Source organism: Micromonospora fiedleri (assembly GCF_016774385.1).
GTDB classification, from domain to species: domain Bacteria; phylum Actinomycetota; class Actinomycetes; order Mycobacteriales; family Micromonosporaceae; genus Micromonospora; species Micromonospora gifhornensis.
On the sequence record NZ_JAETXL010000003.1, the window covers coordinates 349,641 to 374,119 of the forward strand.

At 72.4% G+C, this 24,479-nt stretch carries 21 protein-coding genes; 16 read left to right on the forward strand and 5 right to left on the reverse strand.

The features are described 5' to 3' along the window. Positions 1–3: 3 nt before the first annotated feature. Positions 4–345: an alpha/beta fold hydrolase gene (locus JMF97_RS09375; protein WP_203221184.1), complete on the reverse strand. Its 342-nt coding sequence runs from the start codon at positions 343–345 to the stop codon at positions 4–6. A gap of 373 nt (positions 346–718) precedes the next feature. On the opposite strand from JMF97_RS09375, the gene JMF97_RS09380 reads away from it, so the two are divergent. The 16 genes from JMF97_RS09380 (at position 719) to JMF97_RS09455 (ending at position 20,628) form a co-directional block, all read left to right on the forward strand. Next, complete coding sequence (locus JMF97_RS09380) at positions 719–916, forward strand: hypothetical protein (protein ID WP_102660547.1); 198 nt, start codon at positions 719–721, stop codon at positions 914–916. 5 nt (positions 917–921) lie between these two features. Then, positions 922–2,172 (forward strand): cytochrome P450, encoded by a 1,251-nt coding sequence (locus JMF97_RS09385; RefSeq protein ID WP_203221185.1) that lies wholly within the window; start codon positions 922–924, stop codon positions 2,170–2,172. Further along, positions 2,156–2,860: a hypothetical protein gene (locus tag JMF97_RS09390; protein WP_203221186.1), complete on the forward strand. Its 705-nt coding sequence runs from the start codon at positions 2,156–2,158 to the stop codon at positions 2,858–2,860. The genes JMF97_RS09385 and JMF97_RS09390 overlap by 17 nt, the downstream gene beginning before the upstream one ends. After that, a complete protein-coding gene (locus JMF97_RS09395; protein WP_126713001.1) occupies positions 2,860–5,103 on the forward strand; it encodes an ATP-binding cassette domain-containing protein in 2,244 nt (747 codons plus the stop codon). The genes JMF97_RS09390 and JMF97_RS09395 overlap by 1 nt, the downstream gene beginning before the upstream one ends. Continuing rightward, complete coding sequence (locus JMF97_RS09400; protein ID WP_203221187.1) at positions 5,100–7,253, forward strand: ATP-binding cassette domain-containing protein; 2,154 nt, start codon at positions 5,100–5,102, stop codon at positions 7,251–7,253. The genes JMF97_RS09395 and JMF97_RS09400 overlap by 4 nt, the downstream gene beginning before the upstream one ends. Then, positions 7,253–10,396, forward strand: coding sequence for a DUF4135 domain-containing protein (locus JMF97_RS09405; RefSeq protein ID WP_203221188.1), 3,144 nt, complete (start codon positions 7,253–7,255; stop codon positions 10,394–10,396). The genes JMF97_RS09400 and JMF97_RS09405 overlap by 1 nt, the downstream gene beginning before the upstream one ends. A gap of 13 nt (positions 10,397–10,409) precedes the next feature. Next, positions 10,410–12,674, forward strand: a complete 2,265-nt coding sequence (locus JMF97_RS09410; RefSeq protein ID WP_203221189.1) for a TOMM precursor leader peptide-binding protein — start codon at positions 10,410–10,412, stop codon at positions 12,672–12,674. Positions 12,675–12,703: 29 nt separating this feature from the next. Continuing rightward, positions 12,704–14,266 (forward strand): SagB/ThcOx family dehydrogenase, encoded by a 1,563-nt coding sequence (locus JMF97_RS09415; protein ID WP_203221190.1) that lies wholly within the window; start codon positions 12,704–12,706, stop codon positions 14,264–14,266. Further along, positions 14,263–15,186, forward strand: a complete 924-nt coding sequence (locus JMF97_RS09420) for an ABC transporter ATP-binding protein (protein WP_203221191.1) — start codon at positions 14,263–14,265, stop codon at positions 15,184–15,186. Before JMF97_RS09415 ends, JMF97_RS09420 begins: the two co-directional genes overlap by 4 nt. Further along, positions 15,183–15,941, forward strand: coding sequence for an ABC transporter permease (locus JMF97_RS09425; RefSeq protein ID WP_013733764.1), 759 nt, complete (start codon positions 15,183–15,185; stop codon positions 15,939–15,941). Before JMF97_RS09420 ends, JMF97_RS09425 begins: the two co-directional genes overlap by 4 nt. 100 nt (positions 15,942–16,041) lie before the next feature. Then, positions 16,042–17,199 carry a sensor histidine kinase gene (locus tag JMF97_RS31965; protein ID WP_203221192.1) on the forward strand — a complete coding sequence of 386 codons (1,158 nt, stop codon included), beginning with the start codon at positions 16,042–16,044 and terminating at the stop codon, positions 17,197–17,199. Next, a complete protein-coding gene (locus JMF97_RS09435) occupies positions 17,196–17,807 on the forward strand; it encodes a response regulator transcription factor (protein WP_203221193.1) in 612 nt (203 codons plus the stop codon). The genes JMF97_RS31965 and JMF97_RS09435 overlap by 4 nt, the downstream gene beginning before the upstream one ends. 295 nt (positions 17,808–18,102) lie before the next feature. Beyond that, positions 18,103–18,441: a TIGR04351 family putative TOMM peptide gene (locus tag JMF97_RS09440; protein WP_013733761.1), complete on the forward strand. Its 339-nt coding sequence runs from the start codon at positions 18,103–18,105 to the stop codon at positions 18,439–18,441. Between the two features lie 100 nt (positions 18,442–18,541). Further along, on the forward strand, positions 18,542–18,814 hold the full coding sequence (locus tag JMF97_RS09445) for a TIGR04351 family putative TOMM peptide (RefSeq protein ID WP_203221194.1): 273 nt from the start codon (positions 18,542–18,544) through the stop codon (positions 18,812–18,814). A gap of 1 nt (position 18,815) precedes the next feature. Further along, positions 18,816–19,985 (forward strand): sensor histidine kinase, encoded by a 1,170-nt coding sequence (locus JMF97_RS09450; RefSeq protein WP_203221195.1) that lies wholly within the window; start codon positions 18,816–18,818, stop codon positions 19,983–19,985. Positions 19,986–20,001: 16 nt separating this feature from the next. Continuing rightward, positions 20,002–20,628 (forward strand): response regulator transcription factor, encoded by a 627-nt coding sequence (locus tag JMF97_RS09455; RefSeq protein ID WP_203221196.1) that lies wholly within the window; start codon positions 20,002–20,004, stop codon positions 20,626–20,628. Positions 20,629–20,638: 10 nt separating this feature from the next. Here the strand turns inward: JMF97_RS09455 and JMF97_RS09460 are convergent, their stop codons facing one another. From JMF97_RS09460 to JMF97_RS09475, 4 genes are all read right to left on the reverse strand, one after another. Then, positions 20,639–21,382, reverse strand: a complete 744-nt coding sequence (locus tag JMF97_RS09460) for a DNA alkylation repair protein (protein WP_307816838.1) — start codon at positions 21,380–21,382, stop codon at positions 20,639–20,641. A gap of 204 nt (positions 21,383–21,586) precedes the next feature. Continuing rightward, complete coding sequence (locus JMF97_RS09465) at positions 21,587–22,306, reverse strand: SDR family oxidoreductase (protein WP_203221198.1); 720 nt, start codon at positions 22,304–22,306, stop codon at positions 21,587–21,589. 10 nt (positions 22,307–22,316) lie between these two features. Continuing rightward, entirely contained in the window at positions 22,317–23,126 is an 810-nt protein-coding gene (locus tag JMF97_RS09470) for a helix-turn-helix domain-containing protein (protein WP_203221199.1), read from the reverse strand. A 143-nt stretch (positions 23,127–23,269) separates the two neighbouring features. After that, a complete protein-coding gene (locus JMF97_RS09475; RefSeq protein ID WP_203221200.1) occupies positions 23,270–24,469 on the reverse strand; it encodes an RtcB family protein in 1,200 nt (399 codons plus the stop codon). Between the last annotated feature and the right edge of the window lie 10 nt (positions 24,470–24,479).

A 24,479-nucleotide genomic window follows, 5' to 3' on the forward strand; every position in this document is an offset into this window, starting at 1 on the left:
GAGTCAGCCGCGCTCTGCGAGGTCGCGCGGCTCGGTGGCGAGGAAAACGCGGATGGCCTCGGAGATGGCGGGCCAGTCCGCGCCAAGCTCGAGGAAAATGCCGAGCACGGCCGCGACCTTGTCGATCCCGAGGTGCCGGCAGAGCTCGGCGGTGACGTCGGCGAACCCCGCACTGGTCGTACCGGTCGACAGCGGCGTCCGCCCGCAACCGGGACGCGACGGTGCCAGCACGGTGACATCCGCATCGGCGAACACGGCCTCGTCCCACGCCAGCCCGGCCCGCAGATGCCCACCGTGCAGAACCACCACGACGCTGTCGCCCCGCCGCTCCAACCGGTACTCCACCGCACCCCCTCGCCGCCCCCTCCGCGCCGATCTTGCACTCATGGTCGCCGATACGTGACTTGTGCGGCTTATGTCGCGACGGAAAGCGCAAGATCGACGGGGTGAGGGGGGCGGGGTGGTGGGGGGATGACAAGTGTCATGGGTGGGAGGTGCGCGGTGCCCTACCGCTGGTGAGGGGGTGCGGGAAAACTGATCCGCAACGCAGCCGAGCCGACCGGGCACGGAGAGCAGTCGGGTGAGGACGGGCTGGCCGTTCGTGGGGCGGCCGACATGAAACAGCTGTGGGTAGTCCAGATACCCACAGCTGGCTTCATCCTAGCCGGATCTGCTCGCCCGTGCATGAACCAAGATGCGCCACTTCAGGAGATACGACATGCGCGACTTCGGAGCAGACAGCATCAGCGTGATCCGTGCGCGGGCCGCAGCGCTCGCGGCCTCCTGGCTCGACGGTGAGGCCGGGGCCCCGCAGGACCTGCTACGGGTGGAGAACCTGGCCACCGAGCCGACCGAGCCGGTTCCGTGCTTCTGCCTCGGCACGTTCTGCTGGGTCGGCACGCCGTTGCCGGAGTAACACCGATGTCCGGGCTGCCCTCGGCAGGGCACGCGCTGCTGCTCGACCCGTCCACCCGCGACGACCCGACCCTCTACCGGCGGCTGCACGCCGAGGCGCCTGTTCTGCGTACCGCCGGGTTGTGGCTGGTGTCGGGCTACCAGCAGGTGTCGAGGCTGGCCGGTGACCCCCGACTGGTGATCGACCCGCGGGCCGGCGACCCGCCGTTGCCCCTGACCCAGTCGGAACGACTGGAGTCGATCTTCGGTCGGATGCTCAGCTTCCGCGACGGTGCGGCCCACCGACGTCTGCGGCAGCTCGTGTCCGGGGCGTTCAGCGCCCGCCGCACCAACGCCCTCGACCGGACCGTACGCGACCTCGTCGCCGACCTGATCGCGCAGGCCGGCGACGCCGAGTTCGACGTGGTGCCGGCGATCGCCGAGCGGCTGCCCGTGCTCACCACCTGCCGGCTGCTCGACCTGCCGACCGAGCACTGGTCCCGGGTCGACGAGTGGGCCCGGACCCTGACCGGCCAACTGTTCCGCTTCGGCCAGTCCGCCGACCAGCTGGCCGAGGTGCATCGTCAGGTCGACGAGATGACGCGGTTCATCGACGATCTCGCCGCGCAACGCCGCGACCGGGCCGGTGACCTCGTCGCGGAGCTGCTCGACGCCGCCCAGGGCGCCGATGCCCGGCTCAGCCACGACGAGTTCGTCTCGTTCGTGGTGCTGCTGTTCATCAACGGCCTGGAAACCGCCACCGCGGCCATCTCGATCTGTGTGGCGCACCTGCTGCGCCGCCCGGAGCTGGCCGCGCGGCTGCGCCGGGAACCCGACCACGCCCCGGAGGTGGTCGACGAGTGCCTGCGCCTGCAGAGCCCGGTGTGGCTGGCCGCCCGGCGGGCGCTCGCACCGATCGAGGTGGACGGTCAGCTGATCGCGGCCAACGATCCGGTGTTCCTGCTCTGGGCGGTGGCCAACCGGGATCCGGCCGTCTTCGCGCACCCCGACGAGTTCCGGCCCGGTCGCGCCGGTCGACATCTCGCGTTCGGGCGCGGGCCGCACCACTGCCTCGGCGCGGCGATGGCCCGGGTCCAGGCCGCCGAGGTGCTGCGACAACTGGCGGCGTACGAGCACCTGCGGGCGGGACCCGGCCCGGCCCGGCGGCGGCACACCACCGCCCTGCACACGTACGACTCGCTGCCGGTGACGGTCACGCCGGCCGGCGAGCCCCTGTCGAGGCGAACGGAGGCGAGGCTCCATGCCACGAGCCGGTGAACTGGACGACGTCGTACGCCTGACCACTCGACGTAGCTGGGCCCTGCTGGCGGCCGTGCTGCTGGCGCTCGGCGCCGGCACGACGTGGGCCGTGGTCGCCCGGATCGAGTCGACGGTGTCGCTGGACGGCATCCTGCTGGCCGGTGCGGGTCCGGCCCTGGTGACCGCACCGGCCTCGGCGACGGTCGCCTCGGTCAGCGCGGTCGTCGGCCGGCCGGTCGCGGCCGGAGAGGTGCTGCTGACCCTGCGGGGCACCGACGACGACGATGCGGTGCCGGTGACCAGCCCGGTGGCCGGGATCCTCACCACCCTGACCGCCCGCCCCGGCACGCAGGTCAAGGGCGGCGCCACCCTCGGCGTCGTCGACCGCGCCGATCAGCGGCTGTCCGCGCTGCTGCTGCTCGACGCCGGTCAGCCGGCCGCCATTCCGGCCGGGGCGCAGGTTCGCGGCGCCGGCCTGACCGGCACCGTCACCCACGTCGAGGCGTACCCGCTGAGCACGGTCGAGCTCGCCGGCCGGTACGGCATCGGGCGGTTGCCCGGCCACGACGACGACCGGCTGGTCCGGCCGGTGCTTGTCGACCTCGGGGTGTCGGCCTGGCCGGGCGCCACCCTGACCCCGATCCGGCTGGACCTCATCGTCGGTGCCGAACGGCCCGTCGACGTACTGCTGGGAGGTGGTCGCTGATGGTCGTGCTCGCCGACAGCCAGGCCACCACGCCGCCGGCGGAGGAACCGCAGCCGCAGCCACGCCGACAGCGGGCCGTACGCACCGTCGAGACGCCGCAGATGGAGGACGCCGACTGCGGTGCGGCCTGCCTGAGCATCATCCTCACCCACCACGGTCGGCGGGTGCCGCTGGCCGAACTGCGGGACCGCTGCGGGGTCGGTCGGGACGGGATGACCGCCTCCGGGTTCGCGCGGGCCGCCGCCGGCTACGGCCTCAAGGTCACCGGCCGGTGGATCGAGACCTCCGACCTGGACATGGCCTCCCGGGTGCCGGTGCCGGCGGTGGTGTTCCTCGACGGCCGGCACTACGCGGTGCTGGAGGGCGTCCGGCGCGGTCGGGCCTGGATCAACGACCCGGCCGTCGGCCGGCTGCCGTTGACGCCGGCCGAGTTCGCCACCCGAGCCAACGGCCCGGTGCTGGTCGCCACGCCGACGCCGGAGTTCGAGCCGGGTGGTGAGCGCTGGCCGTTCGCCCGCGCGGTGGCACAGCGCATCCGGCCGTACGCGCCGATGATCCTCGCCGGGGCGCTGCTCGGCGGCGTCGCCGCGGTGCCCACCCTGCTGGCCTCGTTGACCATGCGGGCGGTACTCAACCGGGTGCTGATCCTCGGCGACCTGGCCTGGCGGCCGGCGTTGCTGGCGATCCTGGTCGGCGGTGCGCTGCTGGCCGCGCTGGCCGGATGGGCCCAGCAGCGGATCTTCGCCACCGCGCTGGCGGCGATGGCCACCCGCTTCTCCAGCCGCTACCTGACCGCGCTGCTGCGGCTGCCCGGCGAGTTCTTCCACCGCCGACACCTCAGCGGCCTGGTCAACCGCACCCAGATGAACGACGGCCTCGCCATCGCGCTGTCCGAGCGGGTGGTGTTGCCCGCCGCCGCCGCGGTGACAGTGGCCGGGTACGGCCTGTTCATCGGCTATCTGGCACCCCGGCTGCTGGTGGTGATGTCGTTGGCGATGGCGGCACAGATCGTGCTGCTGAACGTGGTCCGGCGGCGGGCGGGCCCGCATCAGCAGCGACTGCTGTTCGAACAGTTGCGGCGGGACAGCACCGCGCACAGCGGACTCAAGATGATCGAGTCGGTGAAGGCAGACGGCGCCGAGCGGTGGCTCTTCGCCTCCTGGGCCCGGTCCGCCGGCCGGACCCTGGACGCCGCCAACGCGCTGGCCTCGGCGACGCTGGGCGTGATGGCGCTCAGCGCGGCGGTCGGCCCGGCCGCGTTGGCCGGGCTGGCGTTGGTCGGCGCGCACGACGTCGCCGCCGGCCGCATCGACCTCGGTACGCTGCTCACCGCCCAACTGGTGGGCGGTGCGATGCTCGCCCCGCTCGGGCTGCTCGTCGGGCTGGGCTCGGAGATCCAGGTGACCCGGGTGCACGTCTCGGTGATCGACGACGCCCTGGCCGCCACCCCGCATCCGGCCCGGGCCACCGTGCTGGCGCCGGACGCGCCGCCGGAACCGGCCCAGCCGGCCAGACTGTCCGGCCGCATCGAGTTCGACCGGGTCAGCTTCGGCTACGACCGGCACCGCCCGCCGCTGGTCCGGGACATCTCGTTCGCCGTCGAGCCGGGCCAGTGGGTGGCCCTGGTCGGTGTCAGCGGCAGCGGCAAGTCGACCCTGGCCAGGCTGGCCGTCGGCGCGGCCGAGCCGTGGAGCGGGGCGGTGCTGCTCGACGGCCGGCCCCGCGAGACGTACTCCCGCCGGACGCTGGCCGCGTCGATCGGCTACGTGGAGCAGCAACTGCGACTCTTCGAGGGCAACCTGCGCGACAACCTGACGCTGTGGGATCCGACCCTGCCCGAGGAGCGGTTGCGCGCCGCCCTGGTCGACGCCCGCATCGACCGCCTGGTCGAGCAGCGCGGTGGCCTGGACCACGGCGCGGTCAACGAACACGCCCGCAACCTGTCCGGCGGTGAACAGCAGCGCCTGGAACTGGCCCGGGCGCTGGCGGCCGACCCGCCGCTGCTGGTGCTCGACGAGGCGACCAGCGCGCTCGACGCGACCACCGAGTTCGCGGTCCTGGAAGCACTTCGCCGACGGGGGGTCACCTGCATGTTCATCGCCCACCGGATCTCGACCGTGCGGGACGCCGACCTGATCCTGGTGCTCGACCGGGGTGAGATCGTGCAACGCGGCACCCATGCGGAACTGATCGACACCGACGGCGTCTACCGCCGGCTGGCCACCGACGGACGGTCGGCATGACCACCGTCGACCCGACCACGGACACGCTGACCGCCGAGCGGACCGACACCGTCGTGGGCCGGGCCGCTGCGGATCTCGCCGCGGTCGACGAGGCCTGGCGGCGGCTCGCCGCGGCCGCCGCCGAACGGCCCGAGCGACCGGACGACGACGCCGCGCGGACCCTCGCCGCCCACTACGACCTGCCGCCGCCCACCCCCGGCACCGGGCTGGTCGCGGCGTTGCGCGCCGCCGGTCTGCACTGGACCGAGGTACGACTCGACGGACACTGGTACCGGCGTGGCGCAGCACCGTTGATCGTGTTCCCGGCTTCCGGTCCGGCCGTGGCACTCCTGCCGGCCCGGGGTGGCTACCGCACCGCCGACGGGCGTCGGGTCACCGCGGCCGACGCCGATGCGTACGACCGGACCGCCTGGCAGGTCTACCCGCCGCTGTCGGCCGGGCAGCCGGTGACCACCCGTCACCTGCTCCGGTTCGCCGCCCGGGGCGCCGGGCCCGACCTGCGTTTCCTGCTCACGGCCGGGCTGCTCGCCGCGCTGATCGGCGGTGTCCTGCCGTTCCTGTCGGCGTGGATCATCACCGGGGTGGCCGGTGGCAGTGTCGGCGGGCAGCTGCTGTGGAGCCTGGCCGCGCTGATCGCCAGCTTCGTGGTGGCGAACGCGCTGCTGCTCTCGGCCCGCAACGCCGCCCTGGTGCGGCTGCAGGGGCGGTTGCAGCTGCGCCTGGAACCGGCGGTCTGGAGCCACCTGCTCAGCCGGGACCTGCGCGCGCTCGAGGAGATGGGCACCAGCGACCTGGTGCAGCGCGCGAACTCGGTCACCGAGATGCGCAAGGCGCTGTCCGACAGCGTCGCCGCCGGCGTGCTCGGCAGCGCCTTCGGGCTGGTCAGCCTGGCCGCACTGATCTTCGTCGACCCGGTGGTCGGCGGTTGCGTGCTCGTCGCGACCCTGCTGCTGATGGCCACGGCGAGCTTCGCCGCCATCCGCCAGCAGCGCCACGAGTTGGCCAACCGGGAGGCGTTCGCCGCCGTCGCCGGCTTCCTGCACACCGCCCTGCTGGCGATCGAGAAGATCCAGGTCGCGGCCCGGGAGGAGCGGATCTTCGCCGGTTGGGCGCAGCGATACGCCCGGCAGCGGTCCACCGACGCGGCGACGCTGCGCTGGCAGGCGCGGGTGGCGGCCTGCTCGGCGGCGTTGCAGCCGACCCTGCTGGCCACGCTCGGCATCGTGGTCGCCCTGCGCCAGGACGTCGCGCTCGGCACCTTCGTCGCGGCCAGCATCGCGGTCGGGCAGTTCGCCGCCTCGGTCGGCATGCTCCAGGGCGGTGTGATCTCGGCGTTCTCCCTGGTCGCCGCGTACCGACGGCTGGTGCCGGTGCTGACCGCTCCGCCGGATGTCGTGCCGGGCACGGCCGATCCGGGTCGGCTGCGGGGGCGGGTGCAGCTGCACGAGGTCACCTTCACCTATCCCGGCACCGGTCGGCCCGTCCTCGACCGGGTCAGCATCACCGCCGAGCCGGGTGAGTTCATCGCCGTCGTCGGCCCGTCCGGGGCCGGCAAGTCCACTCTGATCCGGCTCTTGCTCGGCCTCGTACCGCCCAGCTCCGGCGCGGTCCGCTACGACGGGCGAGACCTGTCCGAGCTGGACGTACGGGCGGTCCGGGCGCAGCTGGGCGTGGTGCTCCAGCAGGCCCGGGCGGTACGCGGCTCGATCCGGGACAACGTCGCCGCCGGCACCGAGGACCTCACCGACGAGGCCGTCTGGCAGGCCCTGCGGCTGGCCGGCCTGGCCGACGAGGTCCGGGACATGCCGATGGGGTTGCACACCATGGTCAGCGAGGACAACAAGGCCTTCTCCGGCGGTCAGATCCAGCGGCTGATGGTGGCCCGCGCCCTGGCCAAGCAGCCGCCGGTGCTGGTACTCGACGAGGCCACCAGCGCGCTGGACAACATCACCCAACGCAAGGTGACCGACCGCATCGCCGACCTCGACGTCACCCGGATCGTCGTCGCCCACCGGCTCAGCACCATCCGTGCCGCAGACCGCATCTACGTGCTGGACAACGGCCGGATCGTGGCCGAGGGCACCTTCGACCATCTGGTCGCCACCGCACCGCTGTTCGCTCGACTCGTCGCCAGGCAGGAGGTCACCTGATGACCACAACCAGCGCATCCCTCGGTCTGGGTGCGATGTCCGCTCCCGACACCCTGCTCGGTCTCGGCGGTGCCGACGAACGGCTGCTCAACGTCATCGCGTTGGCCGCGCCGTTCGACGAGCGGGAGGCCGGCGTCTACTTCGCCCCGGTCCGCACCGGCGGGCGTCGTAAGCTCGCCGAACGGTCGCAGCGGTGGCTGCGCTCCGCGGTCGCCGACGACGACGTGTCCCTGCGGGCTCTGCTGCTGCACCGCCAGCAGACCAACCGGGACCTCGGCGCCGGCCTGGTCGACGTGGTCGTCCGCGACCCGGGCAAGCTGCCCGACTGGGCGTACGCCCTGGTGGACTTCCTGCTCGCCCAGCCGCCCACCGCCGCGCAGGACCCGGCCGCCGAACTCGTCGGCGGGGTCTTCGTCTCCTTCCAGCGGGCGGCGATCCGGCTGACCGGGCTGCGGCAGAACAACCTGCGTGGCGTCGCCCTGACACCGGAGGCCGCCGACGACGTCACCGGTCAACTGGTGCAACGCCTGATCAAGGTGTGCCACGCCGCGCTCGGCTTCGAACTCCAGATCGCCGACGGTGCGGCGACCCCGGTCAACTGGTACGGGCGCGCCGGCATCGACGTCAGCCGGCTCGGCTGGCTCGGCCGGCTGGAGAGCCTGCCGGGTCTGGCGTACCTGATCGGGGTGACCTGCCTCAACTACAAGCGGGCCGTCGGTGAGATCTTCGACCGGCTGCACCAGGACCTGCCGATGCTGCGCCGGGAACTGTGGGCCTGGGCGGACCCGGGTGCTCTCGCCTCGTACTCCGGTGACTCCGGTGACCTGCACGACAGCGGCCGTACGGTCAGCCTGTTGTCGTTCGCCGGCGGCCAGCGGGTCGTCTACAAGCCCAAGGACCTCAGCAGCGTCGCCGGTTTCATGGACGTGCTGACCTTCCTCAACACCCACGGGCTGCCGCTGGACCTGACGACCCGGCGGGTGCTGCTGCGCGACGGCTACGGCTGGGAGGAGTACGTCGTGGCGCGGCCCTGCGTCAGCGGCGAGGACCCGGCCCGCTTCTACCGGCGGCTCGGCATGCTCACCCGGCTGGCGCAGCTGCTGGAGTGCCGCGACCTGTGGGCGGACAATCTCATCGCCATCGGCGAACGGCCGATGTTCATCGACCTGGAGAACGTGCTTCAGGGCCGGATGCGTAAGCCGGTGCTGCTCGGCCCGCGCGCCGAGGCGCTGTGGCACGAGATCGAGGAGAGCGTCGCGAAGACCGCCGTGGTGTCGTACCCGAGGATCGGGGTGCCGGGCCGGCGGGCACACGACATCGGCTGCTGCGCGCCGATGCAGGAACAGTTGGCGGTCGACTCCGACGGTTTCCCGGACGGGTGGGAGCCGCCGCCGTACCGGCCGATGGTCGACGGCCGCTACGTCGACCCGGCGGCGCACGCCGACGACGTGTTGACCGGATACCGCGAGATGGACGCCTGCCTGGTCGCCAACGCCCGGGCGCTGGCCGCCGAGCGCGGCCCCCTGCACCTGCTGTCCCGGGCCCGGGTCCGCTACATCTGGCGCAGCACCTGGGACTACCTGACGATGCTGCAGGTGGCGTCCGGGCCGCTGGCGTTGACCGACGGGGTGGCCCGGGAGATCGTGCTGGCCCGGCTGTTCCGGGGCGCCCGCGAGGTGCTGCACACCGACCCGCGCCGCACCGACAGCCTGGAGATGATCGAACGGGAGATCGAGGCGCTGCGCCGGCTGGACATCCCGCTGTTCCAGTCCGAGCCGATGACCTCGACGGTCCGTACCCCCGAGGGCTCCCGGGTGGAGAACCACTTCTCCGGCACCGCCTGGCAGCGGCTGCGGGACCGCCTCGACGAACTCGTCGAACGGGCCGAGTGCGGCGCCCCGATGCCGGAGGAGGCGCTGGCCGCCTGCCTGGACTTCGCCTCCGGCGGCCGGCCGATCTGGGCCCCGCCGCCCGGTGACCCCGACGGCCGCCGCGACCCGGCGCTGCTGGGCATCTCCGTCTACCACCCGAAGGCGTTCCGGGTCGAGGTCGACCACGGTCAACTCCTGGCGGGCGCCTGCGCGGCGGCCGACGACATCATCGCCGCCGCCGTACCGGTCGGCGACGGGCAGCACGGCTGGGTCGGCGCGGTCCACTACCCGGCGTTCGGGCTCGACCAGCTCGAACCGCTGCACGGCGACCTGCTCACCGGCACCGCCGGGATCGCGGTCTTCCTCGCCGAGCTCTACCAGACCACCGGCAAGCCGACCTACTGGGCGTTCGCGCAGGACGCGCTGGCCGCCACCACCGAGTTCACCACGGTCGCCGGGCAGGCCAGCCTCTACCGGCGGATGGCCGGTGGTCGGCAGCCCGTCGGCGGGTTCGTCGGCATCGGCGCGACCATCTACGCCCTGGCCCGCTGCGGGCAGGTGATCGGCGACCCGCAGCTGCTGGCCCAGGCGCAGAGCCTGGTGCCCACCGCCCGTGACCTGCTGGCCGCCGGCACGAGCGTCGCCGACCCGGTGACCGGCCGGGCCGGGCTGCTGCTGGCCCTGCTCAAGCTCACCGAGGCGCAGCCCTGCGCGGCGGCCGACGAACTGGCCGCGAGCCTGTACGAGCAGCTCCTCGCCGAACTGCCGGGCGGAGTTCCGGCGCCCTACCCGGCCGGGGTCGCGCTGCTCGACGCGTTGCCGTCCGGGGCGCCGGGGGTGGCGATGGCGTTGGCCCGCTACGCCGAGCGGAACGGCCTGAGCGTCGACGACGAGGAGCTGGCGCCGGCCGTCGGGTCCACCCCGGGCGCACGGCTGGCGGCGACGGTGGCCGCGGCGGCGCTCGGCCGGGCCCGGCCCGCGCAGGCGCAGGCACCGACGCCGGCCGGGTCACCGTCCAGCGTCGACCTGCTCGACCGGATCGAGCTGGGCCTGGCGGCCTGGCGGGGTGACGGCGACGAGCAGCAGCACACGGCCGCGCACGCCGCCGCCCGTACGCTGCTGAGCCGCCGCGCCAGCCAGGGCCGCTGGTTCCCGGACCGGCGGCGCGCCGACCGGACCCAGCTGTCCGCCGTGGACGGTCTCGCGGCCGCCGGGCTGGCCTGCCTGGCCCTGGCCGAAGAGGACGTTACCTCGCTTCGAACGATGAGCTGACGGGAGAGATGCCATGACGATCCGTCCACGGGTACGCCGCAACCTGCGCCTGGAGAACCTGCCCGGTGAGGCCGTGTACGTGTTCTCCGAGCGTGGCCACCAGGTCATCGAGGGCGAGCTGACCGAGCGGGTCCTGCCGCTGCTGGATGGCAAGCACGACGTCGACGACGTGCTCGACGCCCTCCACGACGAACCGCCGGAGCGGGTGCTCTACCTCATCGAGCGGTTGATCCGGATGGGGGTCGTGCTGCGGGTCGACCCGGAGCTGCCGCAACGCGAGTCGGCCTTCTGGGACATGGCCGGTACCAGCGCCGAGGTGGTCGCCGACCGGCTCGCCGCGGCCACGGTCGGCCTGTCGGTCGTCGGCGAGGTCGACCCGGAGCCGCTGCTGGCCGCGCTCGGGGCCGCCGGCCTGCGGGTCACGCCGGCCGGCGCCGGCCCCGCCAGCCCGGTCGACCTGTCGGTGGTGGCCACCGACAACTACCTCAACCCGGAGCTGGCCGAGCTGAACGACGCGGCGCTGCGCAGCGGTCGCCCGTGGCTGCTGACCAAGCCGGTCGGTTCGGTGCTGTGGATCGGCCCGACGTTCAAACCGGCGAGCCGGGAGCACGGCTGCTGGGCGTGCGTGGCGTTCCGGCTGGCCGGACACCGGCAGGTCGACGAGTACCTGCGCGACAAGCTCGAACACGTCGGCCCGCTGCGGGTGCCGCTGGCCGACCTGCCGACCACCCGGGACATCGGTGCGCGGCTGACCGCGCTGGAGGCGGTCAAGCACGTCGCCGGCCTCGGCACCGAGCAGGAGAACGGCATCCTCACCCTCGACACGATCTACTTCGACACCCAGCGGCATCCGCTGCACCGCCGCCCGCAGTGCCCGTCCTGTGGGGAACCGGAACTGGTCGCCCGGCGGTTCGCCGCACCGGTTCGCCTGCAGTCGCGGGCGAAGACCTACACCGGCGACGGCGGCCACCGGGCCCAGCGGCCCGACGAGGTGCTCGCCCGGTACGCGCCGCAGGTCAGCTCGGTCACCGGCGTGGTACGGGAACTGCGTCCCTTCGCCACCGGCCGGGACTTCGTCAAGGGGTACTACGCCGGGCACAACTTCGCCCGCCGGGTGCACAACCTGCGGCATCTGCGCAGCGGGTTGCGCAGCATGGCGGCCGGCAAGGGCACCACCGACACCCAGGCCCGGGCCAGCGCGATCTGCGAGGCGATCGAACGCTACAGCGGCCTGTTCGTCGGCGACGAACCCCGGATCACCGCCACCCTGGCGGAGTTGGGCGACCGGGCGCTGGCCCCGAACGACCTGCAGCTCTACAGCCCCCGGCAGCACGAGAACCGGGTGGCGTGGAACGCGGCGCAACGGTCGAGCTTCCAGATCGTCTGCGACCCGCTGCCGGCCGACCGGCCGATCGAGTGGAGCCCGGTCTGGTCGCTGACCCACGAGCGGCACTTCCACGTGCCGACCGCGCACCTGTACTTCCAGTACCCGAGCCGACCCGGTGAGCTGTTCGCGTCGGCCTGCTCCAACGGCAACGCCGCCGGGTCGAGCATCGAGGACGCCGTGTTGCAGGGCTTCCTGGAACTTGTCGAACGCGACAGCGTCGCGCTGTGGTGGTACAACCGGCTCAACATGCCCCGGTTCGACCTGGACAGCTTCGGCGAGCCGTGGTTCGACGAGTTCCGCGAGGTCTACGCCGGGCTCAACCGCGAGCTGTGGGTGCTGGATCTGACCGCCGACCTCGGCATTCCGGTGGCCGCGGCGATCAGTCGCCGCACCGACAAGCCGGCCGAGGACATCCTGATGGCCTTCGGCGCCCACCTGGACGCGAAGACCGCGGTGCAGCGGGCGCTCAGCGAGATGAACCAGTTCCTGCCGGCGGTCATCGACGTGCAACCCGACGGCAGCGGCTACGCCTATCCGGACCCGGTCCAGCAGGGCTGGTGGCGGCACGCCACGCTGGCCTCGGAGGGTTACCTGGCGCCGTCGGCGCGGGTGTCGACCGCGACCACGCACCGCAACCTGGCCTCCGACGACCTGAAGACCGACGTGGACACCGTACGCGGGCTCGTCGAGCGGGCCGGCATGCAGATGCTGGTGCTCGACCAGACCCGGCCCGACCTGGAACTGCCGGTGGTCAAGGTGATCGTGCCCGGGATGCGGCACTTCTGGGCCCGGTTCGGTGCCGGGCGGCTCTACGACGTACCGGTGCGACTCGGCTGGCTCGACCGGGCCACGCCGGAGGACGCCCTCAACCCCATTCCGATGTTCCTGTGACCCCGTCCATGGTTGTTGAAAGGGGTGCGATGACCCTGACCCAGTCGACCCGGCCGTACGAGCGACTTCTGCGGCTGGACCCGTCGAGCCGGCTGACCTCCGGCGGCGGGCAGCTCGCCCTGTGGTCCCGGTTCGGCCGGGTCGCCGTGGGCGAACGCGACCGGCCGATGGTCGCGGTGCTGCAGGCCCTCGCCACGACCGAGGTGACACCGACCGACCTGGAGCGGCTGGCGCTGGCCACCGCCGGGGCCACCGCGACCGACGACGAGATCGCCGTACTGGCCCGGCTGCACTGGCTGCTCGACCGGATCGGCAACGCGCTGGAGCAGCAGATCGGTCCGGCCGGTGAGCCGGGCTGGCTGCGGGTGACCGCGTTGACCGGCGACCTGCGGTTCACCCACCGCCCGTACACCGGTAATGCTGCGGTGGCGCTGTCCCGGCTGGCGCTGCTGCGCCGCCGGGACGGCCGGATGGTGGTCGAGTCGGGCCTCGCGCCGTTTCGGGTCGGTGTGCTGCACGAGCAGGCGCTCGCCCTGGTCGGCGCGCTCGCCGAGCCGCGCACGGTGGCGGACCTGGCCGCCCGGCTGGGGTTGGACGAGACCGCGATCCGGCACCTGGTCGGTTTCCTCGCCGCCGCCCAGCTCACCGACGCGGTCGACCCGGCCGCCGACCAGTGGGACCCGCACGAGCTGTACTTCCACTCCCGCAGCCGGTGCGGGCGCACCGACGAGTCGTTCGGGGCCACCTTCCCGTTCGTCGACGTACGGCCACCGCTGCCGCCGGTCAAACCGGCCCCGGCCGGCCCGGCGGTGGTACTGCCCCGACCGGACTTCGACGCGTTGCGGGCCACCGATCCGCCGCTGGTGCTGGTGCAGGAGGCCCGCCGGTCGGTGCGGGGATTCGGTGTCGAACCGATGACGCTGGCGCAACTCGGCGAGTTCCTCTACCGGGTCGGTCGGGTGCGCTCGGTGTACGGGCCCGACCACGACAACCGGATGCCGTACGAGGGCGTCGACCGGCCGTACCCGACCGGGGGCGCCTCCGGTGACCTGGAAATCTACGTCACCGCGCACCGGGTGGCCGGTCTGCCGAGGGCCGCCTACCACTACGACGCCTGGGAACACCGGCTGGTCCAGGTCTGCGACGATCCGACGCTGATCCAGGGGCTGCTCGCCGGTGCCGCGCAGGCCACCGGCGGCACCCCCACACCCGACGCGCTGATCACCTTCACCTCCCGCTTCGGCCGCCTGACCTGGAAGTACGACGCGATGGGGTACGCGGCCACCCTCAAGCACGTCGGGGTGGCCTACCAGACCGCGTACCTGGTCGCGACCGCGATGGGGCTGGCCCCCTGCGGCCTCGGCAGCGGGGACGCCCACCTGTCGGCGCGGGCCTTCGGGCTGGACTGGCAGGTCGAGTCGTCGGTCGGCGAGTTCATGCTCGGCAGCCTGCCGCGCTGGGCCGACGGCACCGACCCGCACCAGGGCCGGACCAACTGGCGCGGCGCCAACGACCCGGACTGGGCGAGACGGGCCGGCCGGTTGCTCAGCGCCGCCCGCCACGACCGCGCCGTACCGGAGGAGCCGTCATGATCGAGGTGAACGACCTGACGGTGGCGTACGGCTCGGTGCACGCCGTCCGAGGGGTGAGCTTCCAGGTGACGCCCGGTGAGGTGGTGGCCCTGCTGGGCCGCAACGGCGCCGGGAAGACCAGCACCATGCAGGTGCTGGCCGGGCACCGGGCGGCGACCTCGGGGCGGGTACGGGTGGCCGGCGGCGACCCGTACCGGGACCGGGCGACGGTGCGCCGCCACGTCGGCATCATGTTGCAGGAGGCCGGTTTCCTCGGTGAGTTGACCGTGGCGGAGACGGTGCAGGCGTGGCGCCGGTTCGGCCGGGATCCGCTGCCCCGCGACGAGGTGCTCGATCTGGTGGACCTGCGCGCCCAGGCCCGGATCCGGGTCGGCCGGTTGTCCGGCGGGCAGCGCCGCCGCCTGGACCTGGCGCTGGCGATCCTGCACCGACCACAGGTGCTGTTCCTCGACGAGCCGACCACCGGGCTGGACCCGGAGGCCCGGCAGAACACCTGGCAGGTCATCGAGGGGTTGGCGCTGGCCGGCACGACAGTGCTGCTGACCACGCACTACCTGCAGGAGGCGGAACGGCTGGCCGGTCGGGTGCTGATGATGGAGGCCGGGCGGCTGACGGTCTCCGGCGACCTGCCGACCGTGCTGTCCGCCGGGACGGGCACGGTCAGTTTCGCAGCCGACCGGCTGCCGGAGGATCTGCCCGCCGACTGGCCGGCCGAGTACGCCGCCGGCCGCGTCGTGATCCGTACCCGCAGGCTCGACGAGACGGCCGCCGAGGTGTTCGCCTGGGCGGCGGCCCGGGGCCGGGTGCTGCCGCAGGTGGTGGTCCGACCGGCCAGCCTGGAAGAGGTCTACCTGGGGCTGAGCGATGATCGGCAGGGCGGCCCGATCGGTGCCGTGCCGGAGAAGGTGGGGCACCGATGAGCGCGGTGACGGTGGTCGGCGGGTCGGTGGCGGTGTGGCGGCTGGAGCAGCGGCTGTTCTGGCGCAACCGGGCCCTGGTGGTGCCGACGTTCCTGGTGCCGGTGGCGATGTGCGTCAGCATCCCGTTCACCGTGCCGGCGGGCCTGGACTGGGACGGGGTGCCCTACCGGGGTCACTTCCTGACCGCCATGATCGCCATGATCACGGTGTACTCCACGTTCACCACCCTGGTGGTGACGTTGACCAGCCGACGGGACGCGTTGATCCTCAAACGGTTACGCGGCACCGAGCTGCCCAACCGGTCGATCCTGGCCGGCAACGTGCTCACCGCGTACGTCCTCAGTGGGTTGCAGTTGGTGTTGCTGCTGACCATCGGGCTGCTCGCCCTGGGCGTGCCGGCGCCGGAGAATCCGCTCCTGCTGATGGTGGCCCTGGCGTACGGGACCGCGGTGTTCGCCGTGCTGGCGGCCGCCTACACGGCACTCATCCCCAATGCGGAAAGCGCACAGATTCTCTGCATTCCCGTGCTGTTCGCCTGTTTCGCCTGCTCGGGAATTTTCGTGCCATTGTCGGTCTTCCCGGACTGGCTACGGACGATCGCGGAACTGCTGCCGGTCACCGCGTTGGCCGACGCGGTCCGGGCCGCGTTCTACGGAGGCGGCGCGCTGCCCCGGGACGCGGCGGTGCTCGGTGTCTGGTGGGCGGTCGGTGTGATCACCACACGGCGCTTCTTCCGCTGGGAAGGAAAGCGGTAGGGCGGTCGAATAACGGCATCTGTTCGGCTGGTTGTTGCCCCCCATCGACGAATGTGAGGATTTCCGGGCAAGTGCTTGGGGGTAACTAGAGATGGTCGACGTGGGCAGTGCGCCCCATGCGGCGAGTGCGACGACGGGCGTCGCCGTACGGACCGCCCAGACGCTGGTCTTCCTCCTCTCCATCGCCTACCTGAGCATTCCCGCTTCCCGCGTGATCACCACACAGCCGGTGCCGAACGCCGGGCTGGCCCTGCTCGCGCTGACCGGGGTGGCGCTGCTGCAGTTCCGGCACACCTGGCACGGGCTGCGCGGCGAGCCGCCGGTCACCTGGTCGTGGACCCTGCTGCTGCAGGCGATCCTGTCGTACGCGCCGGCCCCGCTGGCCGGCGACGCGTGGCTGGGCGTGCCGTCCTTCCTGGCCGCCTCCCTGCTGATCACCCTGCGTTCGCCACTGTCCTATGTCGCCTACCTCGCGGTGGTGCTGGCGGAGATCCCGTTCGCCCTGCTCGTGCACGAAGAACCCAGCGACATCGCGTACGCCACGCTCGGCGTCGCGCTGACCGGCGCGGTGGTCTTCGGTTTCGTGAAGATGGCGACCCTGGTGTGGGAGGTGCACCGGCTGCGGGCCACGCTCGCCCACCGGGCCGTCGACGTCGAACGGCTGCGCTTCGCCCGCGATCTGCACGACGTGCTCGGGCACCAGCTCTGCGCGATCGCGCTCAAGGGCGAGTTGGCCGCCGCCGTCCTGCACAGCCGCCCGGAGTCCGCGGAGCGGGAGATCAACGAGGTGATCGGGCTGGCCCGGGAGGCGCACCGCGACATCCGGGAGGTGGTGGCCGGGTATCGCAGCGTCTCGCTCGCCGGCGAGATGACCGGGGTGACCTCGGTGCTCACCTCGGCCGGCATCGAGTGCGAGGTGGACACCGTGCCACTGGACACCCTGCCGCCCGACGCCGCCACCCCGCTGGCGTTCGCCCTGCGGGAAGGCGCCACCAACGTGCTGCGGCACAGCATCGCCCGGCACTGCTCGATCACCCTACGACCGCAGGACGACGGCCTCGTACTGCGGATCGTCAACGACGGCGTACCTCCCGGACCACCGCATCCGGCGGGCAGCGGTCTGGAAGGTCTGCGGGAGCGGCTGCTCGAACTGAACGGGCAGCTGCACGCCGGCCCGGTCGGTGGCGGATCTTTCGAACTTGTGGTCTTCGTGCCGAGCCTGGTCACGAAGGCAGCGATGGTGGAGGCAACCCGATGATCAGGATTTTGCTGGCCGAGGACATGCACATGGTTCGCGGTGCGCTCGTCGCGCTGCTGTCCCTGGAGCCGGACCTCGAGGTGGTGGCGGAGGTGGCCGAGGGCACCGCGATCCTGCCCAACGCGTTGACACACCGGCCCGACGTGGCCGTACTCGACATCGGACTGCCCGGCATCGACGGCCTGGCGGCGGCCGGCGCGCTGAGCCAACAGTTGCCGACCTGCCGGACCATCATGCTGACCAGCCACGCCGACTCGGCGAACATCGCCCGGGCAATGCTGATCGGGGTCTCCGGCTTCCTGCCCAAGGACGCCCCGCCGGCCCGGTTGGCCGACGCCATCCGGCGGGTGCACCGGGGCGAACGGGTGATCGACTCCGAGATCGTCGTGGCGGCGTTCCACCATGGCCCCAACCCGTTGACCGAACGCGAGCGCGACGTCCTCACCCACGTCGCCAAGGGCTCCGACGTCGCCGACGTCGCCGCGAAGCTCTATCTGGCACCGGGGACCGTCCGCAACTACCTGTCGGCCATCATGTCGAAGATCGGGGCCCGCAACCGGGTGGACGCGATCCGCATCGCCCGCGACCGGGGCTGGATCAGCGCCTGACCAGGACCGACGCCACCCTCGCACCGCGCGAGGGTGGCGTCGTCGTGTCCACGGTCCGGCGGTCGCACATGACACTCGTCATGCACAGATCGTGTCGATGATGACTGTTTGAGATCGCTCGCCTGACGCCACCATGTGTGTGGCCGATCCGCCGGAGAGCAGCAGACCGGTGACTCTCCGGAGGCGGCCCGGTGCCGCAATCCTGCGTCCACCGGAGCAGCGGACAGTCCAGATGTCCGCTCCTCGCACATCGCCAAGCGCCGGCCCCCGCCGGCGCGGTACGAGGAGGATCGTCATGGCCGAAGGGATCTACGTCCTGTCGGACGAGGACCGCCGGAAGTTTGCCAAGATCGTGTCGAGCGCCTGGTCCGACACCGAGTTCGCTGACCGCTACCAGAACACCCCGTACGAGGTGCTGGCCGAGCACGGCATCGACTACCCCGCCGCGGTGGCCCCGCCGCTGCTGCCGCCGAAGCCGAGCGGCGACCTGAGCATGGAGGCGCTGGAGGCCGTCGCGGCCGGCGCCGCCGAGGGCACGCTGGGCAGCGCGAGCTCGATCAGCACCATCGGTGGTACCGCCTTCACCGCCAGCACCGCCGGCACGTTCGGCATCGAAGAGCCGATCGTCAACTGACCCACCCGGTGCCGGCGTCCCGCGCCGCCTGTCCCGCTGTCCCCCGTCAGCGCCAGGCAGCGCGGGGCGCCCCGGCCCGGTCGCGTGGAGGGAGAAACCGATGGCCTCTGTACCGGCGGAACACCGTACCCGCTTTGCTCGGTTGGTCGCCGATGCGTGGTCCGATCCCACCCTCGCCAATCGATACCAGCTCGACCCCGCCGCCGTCCTGGCCGAGTACGGGATCGTGCTCGGTGCCGACGACGAGATTCCCGATCTACCGCCCGCGCCGGGCGAGATCGCCGTCGAGGACCTGAGCACCACGGCCGGCGCGGCGATGGCCACGATCGGCACCGTCAGCTGCCCGGGTGCCTGTGTCGGGATGAGTGCCTGAGATGACCTCCGGCACCGTTCAGTCCCTCACCCCGGCGGCGGGCGCTGACACGCCCGCCGCCGGGCAGGTTCGCCGGGCCCGGGCGGTCGTGGTCACCCGTACCGTCGCGTACGTCTTCACGGTCGTCATGCTCGCCTTCGGTCTGCTGCCCATCGTCACCGCGGTCACCGAGGGTCGCTCCTGGTGGGTGGTGACCGTCGGCGCCGGCGGCTTCGCGGTCGTCGCCACCGCCTTCATCCGGCTCGTCACCCACGCCATGCGCCATCCGTGGAGCAACCGCAGGCGTGACGACGCCCTGCTGGTCACCGGCATCGTGCTGCTGCTGCCGGTGCTCGTCGACCGGAACTGGCAGGTGATCGGCTTCCTGGCGCTCGCCGCCGTGGCGGTCACCTTCCGTCCCCGCTACGGCCTGCTCCTGGCCGTCGGGGTGCTCGTCCTGATCACGGTGGAACGGATCATGCTCGACACCCCGGGCGTCGTCTTCCTGACCGTGCAGGACGTGCTCACCGGCGCCGCGCTGGCCGGCATCATCGTGCTCGTCGCGTTCATCGAGGAACTGTTCGCCGCCCGGGCCGAGGTCGCCCGCCTCGCCGTCGACGCGGAACGGGTCCGGTTCGCCCGCGACCTGCACGACACCCTGGGCCACAACCTTTCCGCCATCGCGCTCAAGAGCGAACTCGCCCTGCGGCTGCTCGACCGCGACTCGGCCCGCGCCCGGTCGGAACTCAACGACGTGTACGGCATCGCCCGCGACTCGCTGCGCGATGTCCGCACGGTCGTCAAGGGCTACCGCCGCGACTCGCTGCAACGGGAGCTGGAGGGCGTGCAGTCCGTCCTGGTCGCCGCCGGCGTGCGGTGCGAGGTCGCGACACCGGTCGAGGCCCTGCCCGCACCGGTCGAGGAGGTGCTCGCCTGGGCCGTCCGCGAGGCGGCGACCAACCTGCTGCGCCACAGCAGCGCCAGCCGCTGCCACATCAGCATGCACCGCTCCGCCGACGAGGTACGCCTCGATGTCGCCAACGACGGCGCGGCCTCCCCCGCGCCCACCGACGACATCGGTGGCAGTGGGCTCACCGGTCTGGCCGAGCGCCTGGCCCCGCTGGGCGGAACCCTCACCGCCGGGCACCGCGCCGGCGGCGAATTCGTCCTCACCGTGCTCGTACCGTGCTGACAACCGAGGAGAAGCCATGATCAGGGTGTTGGTGGCTGAGGATCAGAACCTCATCCGGGGTGCGTTGGTGGCCCTGATGTCGTTGGAGAGCGACATCACCGTGGTCGCGGAGACCGAGCGCGGTGACACCATCCTGGCCGAGATCGAACAGCACCGGCCGGACGTCGCGGTGGTCGACATCGACCTGCCCGGCATGGACGGCATCGTCGCCGCCCAGCGGCTCAAGGACGCCGGTTCACCGGTCCGCATCCTGGTGCTGACCAGCGTCGGCACGCCGGGCAACTTCGACCGGGCCATGCAGGCCGGGGTGGCTGGTTTCCTGGTCAAGGACGCGCCGAGCGATCGGCTGTGCCGCGCCATCCGGGATGTGTACGCCGGACGCCGGGTCATCGACATCGAACTCGCCGACAGCAGTTCCGCGTCGGCCGGGCCGGCCGAACGTCCCCGAACCGGCCCGCTGACCCAGCGCGAACGCGGCATCCTGGCCGCGCTGCACGACGGCATGCCGGTAGCGGCGCTGCGGTCGGTCTTCGGGCTGTCGAGCGCGACCCTCCAGGCGCACGTGGTGGCCGCCGTGTCGAAGACCGGGGCACCCGACCCGCACGAGGCGGCCCGGGTGGCGTACCACAAGGGCTGGCTGTAGCCCGCGTACCTCACCGGTACGGGGTGAGCACACCGGACAGATACTGGCGTCGTCGCTCCGGCTCGAACTTCTCGATCGCGTACCGCAGCATCACCCGAGGCATGTCCCGGTGCCACCGGGACAGGAACTCCTCGGCCACCGCCCGGTCCCGGTTGCCCACTTCACGCAGCATCCAGCCGACGGCCTTGTGGACGAGGTCGTGCGGGTCGCCCCGCAACCGCTCGGCGAGCCGCAGGGTCCACCCGAAGTCGCCGGCCTTGATAAAGGCGAAGGTCGCCATGATCGCCATCCGCCGCTCCCACACCAGCTCGGAACCGGCCCACCGATCGAGGACCGCGCGGTCCTTGTCGATCAGCCAGGGCCCGACGAGGTACGGTGCGCACGAGTCCACCAGGTCCCAGTTGTTGATCCGCTCCGTGTTGGCCAGCACCAGCCGGAAGATCGCCTCGCGCTCCCTTTCGTCGCCCTTGGCGAACTTCCGCACCAGCACGAAGATCGCCGTCAGCCGCTCCTCATGCACGTCGCCACCCAACAACGTCGCCACGTCATCCAGCGACAACTGACGCCAGTACCGCCCAGCCACCCGCCGCTGCTCCGGCACGGTGACACCGATGGCCCGATCCCCCTCGCCATACCCACCCGGCACCATCTGCAGGTACCGACTCACCCCCGCCGCCCGCCCGGCATCCGCCACCTGAGCAAGCGCCGCCCGAACATCCCCCACCCCACCCACAACCACCCAACCTACCCCCACCCCGCCCCACGTCCCCGCCGCGCGTCCCCGCCGCGCGTCCCCGCCGCGGGTCCCCGCCCGTCGATCTTGCACTTTTGGTCGCCGATACGTGGTGTTTCGTGGCTTATGCCGCGACAGGAAGTGCAAGATCGACGGGGAGAGAGCGAGGGCGCGGGGCGAGGAGCGGGAGCGCGGGGAAAGAGGGGCGCAGGGAGGGAGGAGGGGTTAGAGGAGTAGGCCGCCGGTGGCGCGGAGGGTTTGGCCGGTGATCCAGCGGGCGTCCGGGCCGGCGAGGAAGGCCACCACGTCGGCGATGTCCTCGGGGCGGCCGAGGCGGGCCAGCGCGGTCGACGCCACCGCCGCGGCCAGCGCCTCGGGCGGGTTGCGCTCGCGCAGCAGGTCGGTGTCGGTGGCGCCCGGGGCGACGGCGTTGACCGTGATGCCCCGGCCGCCCAGTTCGCGGGCGGCGACGGCGGTGAACTGCTCCAGCGCCGCCTTGCTGGCGCAGTAGAGGACGGCACCGGGGGCAGGTACGACGGTGTTCAGGGTGGAGATGTTGACGATCCGGCCGTGGTCGCGCATCACCTCGGCGGCCCGCCGGATCGCGAGGGCGGCGAACTTGACGTTGACCGTCATCACCAGGTCGAACTGTGCGCCGGTCAGCTCCGCGATGGCCGAGGGCGGGTTGATCGCCGCGTTGTTCACCAGGATGTCCAGGCCGTCGGGCACCGCGCCGAACAGCGCGTCGAGGCTGCCCAGGTCGGCCTGGTCGGCGCGGACCGCGGTGACCTGCGCGAACTCGTCGGCCAGCTCGGCGGCGGCGGTCACGTTGTCGCGATAGCTGAACACCACCCGCGCGCCGTCGGAGGCGAGACGCCGTACGACAGCCCGTCCGATCCCCCGCGAACCGCCGGTCACCACCGCCGTCTTTCCCCGCAACGTCATGCCTGCGACGTTAGGCGGGCGGTGTCCGGAGGTCTTGCAGGAATGCGAACAGCGCCGCCGGGGTGAGCCCGGCCAGCGCCCGCATCTCCCGGGTGAGGTGCGACTGGTCGGCGTACCCGCACTCGACCGCCTGGGACAGCCCGACGCCGGGGCGACCGAGCCGGTGCACCGCGTACTGGAGGCGGGCCACCCGCGCCACCGTCTTGGGTGACATGCCGATGTGCCGCCGGAAGCCCAGTTCCAGCCCGCGCCGGCTGATCCCCAGGCCGGCTGCCACCTCCCCCACCGTCCGACCTGGCCGGTGCAGCCGCCACCACGCGCGGGTCACCACCTCCTGCGGCGGACGGTTCCGCTCTGGCAGCCACGCGGCCAGCAACGCGTCCAGCAACGCGAAGCGCGCCGCCCAGTCCGACGCCGACCCCAGGCGATCCGCCAGCTCGGCCGCCCGGGGCCCGAGCACCGCCGCCGGGTCCACGGTGGCGCCGACCAGCTTCGCCGCCGGTACGCCCCACAGCGCGGACACCCCCACCGGCGTCAGCCCGATCGCCACCCCGTGCCGCCACTCCGCCTGCTCGTGTACGGAGTGGACGCCCCGCGCACCGGTCACCCAGCTGCCCCGCCCGCCGAAGTCCACGATCAACGTGGTGAGGTCCAGCGGCAGCATCCGACGCCGTAGCCGCCCGTCGACCGCCGCCCGAAACCCCGCATAACCGAGCACGTACGGCCGTAGTCGATCGCAGGCCGGCCGACCGGGCACCGCGACACAGCCGGCGTACGGGGAGGTGGGCAGGGAGTGCAGCAACGGCAGCGCGCCGGCCATCGGACCACCTCCCCGCGCGGGTCGCCCCGCACCAGCACGGCAGTGCAGGTCGTTCGGCTCGGCGTGCCGTACGCCTGCACTGCCACGTCTTCATCGTCGCCCAGCCACCGCGCTGCCGCCCGGTGACCATGGCGTGTGGTTGGTCAGCCCTTGACGCAGACCACCTGCTTGAGGTGGGCCACCACCTCGACCAGGTCCTCCTGCTGGGCCATCACCTCGGTGATGTCCTTGTACGCGCCGGGGATCTCGTCGACCACCCCGGCGTCCTTGCGGCACTCCACCCCGGAGGTCTGCGCGGCCAGGTCGTCGGTGGTGTACGTCCGCTTGGCCTGGGCGCGCGACATCCGCCGCCCCGCGCCGTGCGACGCCGAGCAGTACGCCGCCTCGTTGCCCTTGCCCCGCACGATGTACGACCCGGTGCCCATCGATCCGGGGATGATGCCCAGGTCACCGGCACCGGCCCGGATCGCGCCCTTGCGGGTGACCAGCACGTCCACCCCGTCGTAGCGCTCCTCGGCCACGTAGTTGTGGTGGCAGCTGATCGGCTCGTCGTAGCTGACCTGCCCGAAGCGGTCCCGGACCAGGTTCATCAGCACGGCGAGCATGACCGCCCGGTTGCGCCGCGCGTACTCCTGCGCCCACCACAGGTCCCGCCGGTAGGCGTCCATCTCCGGCGTGCCGGACAGGAACACCGCCAGGTCCCGGTCGGGCAGGTCGGCGTTGTGCGGCAGCCGCCGGGCCACCGCCATGTGCAGTTCGGCCAGCTCCTTGCCGATGTTGCGCGACCCGGAGTGCAGCATCAGCCAGACCCGGCCGTCGTCGGCGCCGCCGGACTCCAGGCAGACCTCGATGAAGTGGTTGCCGCCGCCGAGGGTGCCCAACTGCCGGCGGGCCCGCGTCTCCAGCTGCGCCACCCGACGGTCCAGGTCGGCGAAGCGCTGCCAGAAGTCGATCCAGCCGCGCTGCTCCAGACCCCGCACCCGACGCGGATCGACCGGATCGTCCCGCTGGGCGAAGCCGACCGGAATGGCGTCCTCGATGGCGCGACGCAGCCCCGCGAGGTCGTCGGGCAGATCGTCGGCGGTCAGCGAGGTGCGTACCGCCGACATGCCGCAACCGATGTCCACGCCGACCGCAGCCGGCGACACCGCCTGCCGCATCGCGATCACCGACCCGACCGTCGCCCCCTTACCGAAGTGCACGTCCGGCATCACGGCAACCCCCTGCACCCACGGCAACACCCCGATGTTGCGCAGCTGCCGCGCCGCCTGCTCCTCGATCCCATAAGGATCCGTCCACACCCGCACCGGCGCCCGCGTCCCCGCCAACACCTCGTACCCCACGACGCCTCCC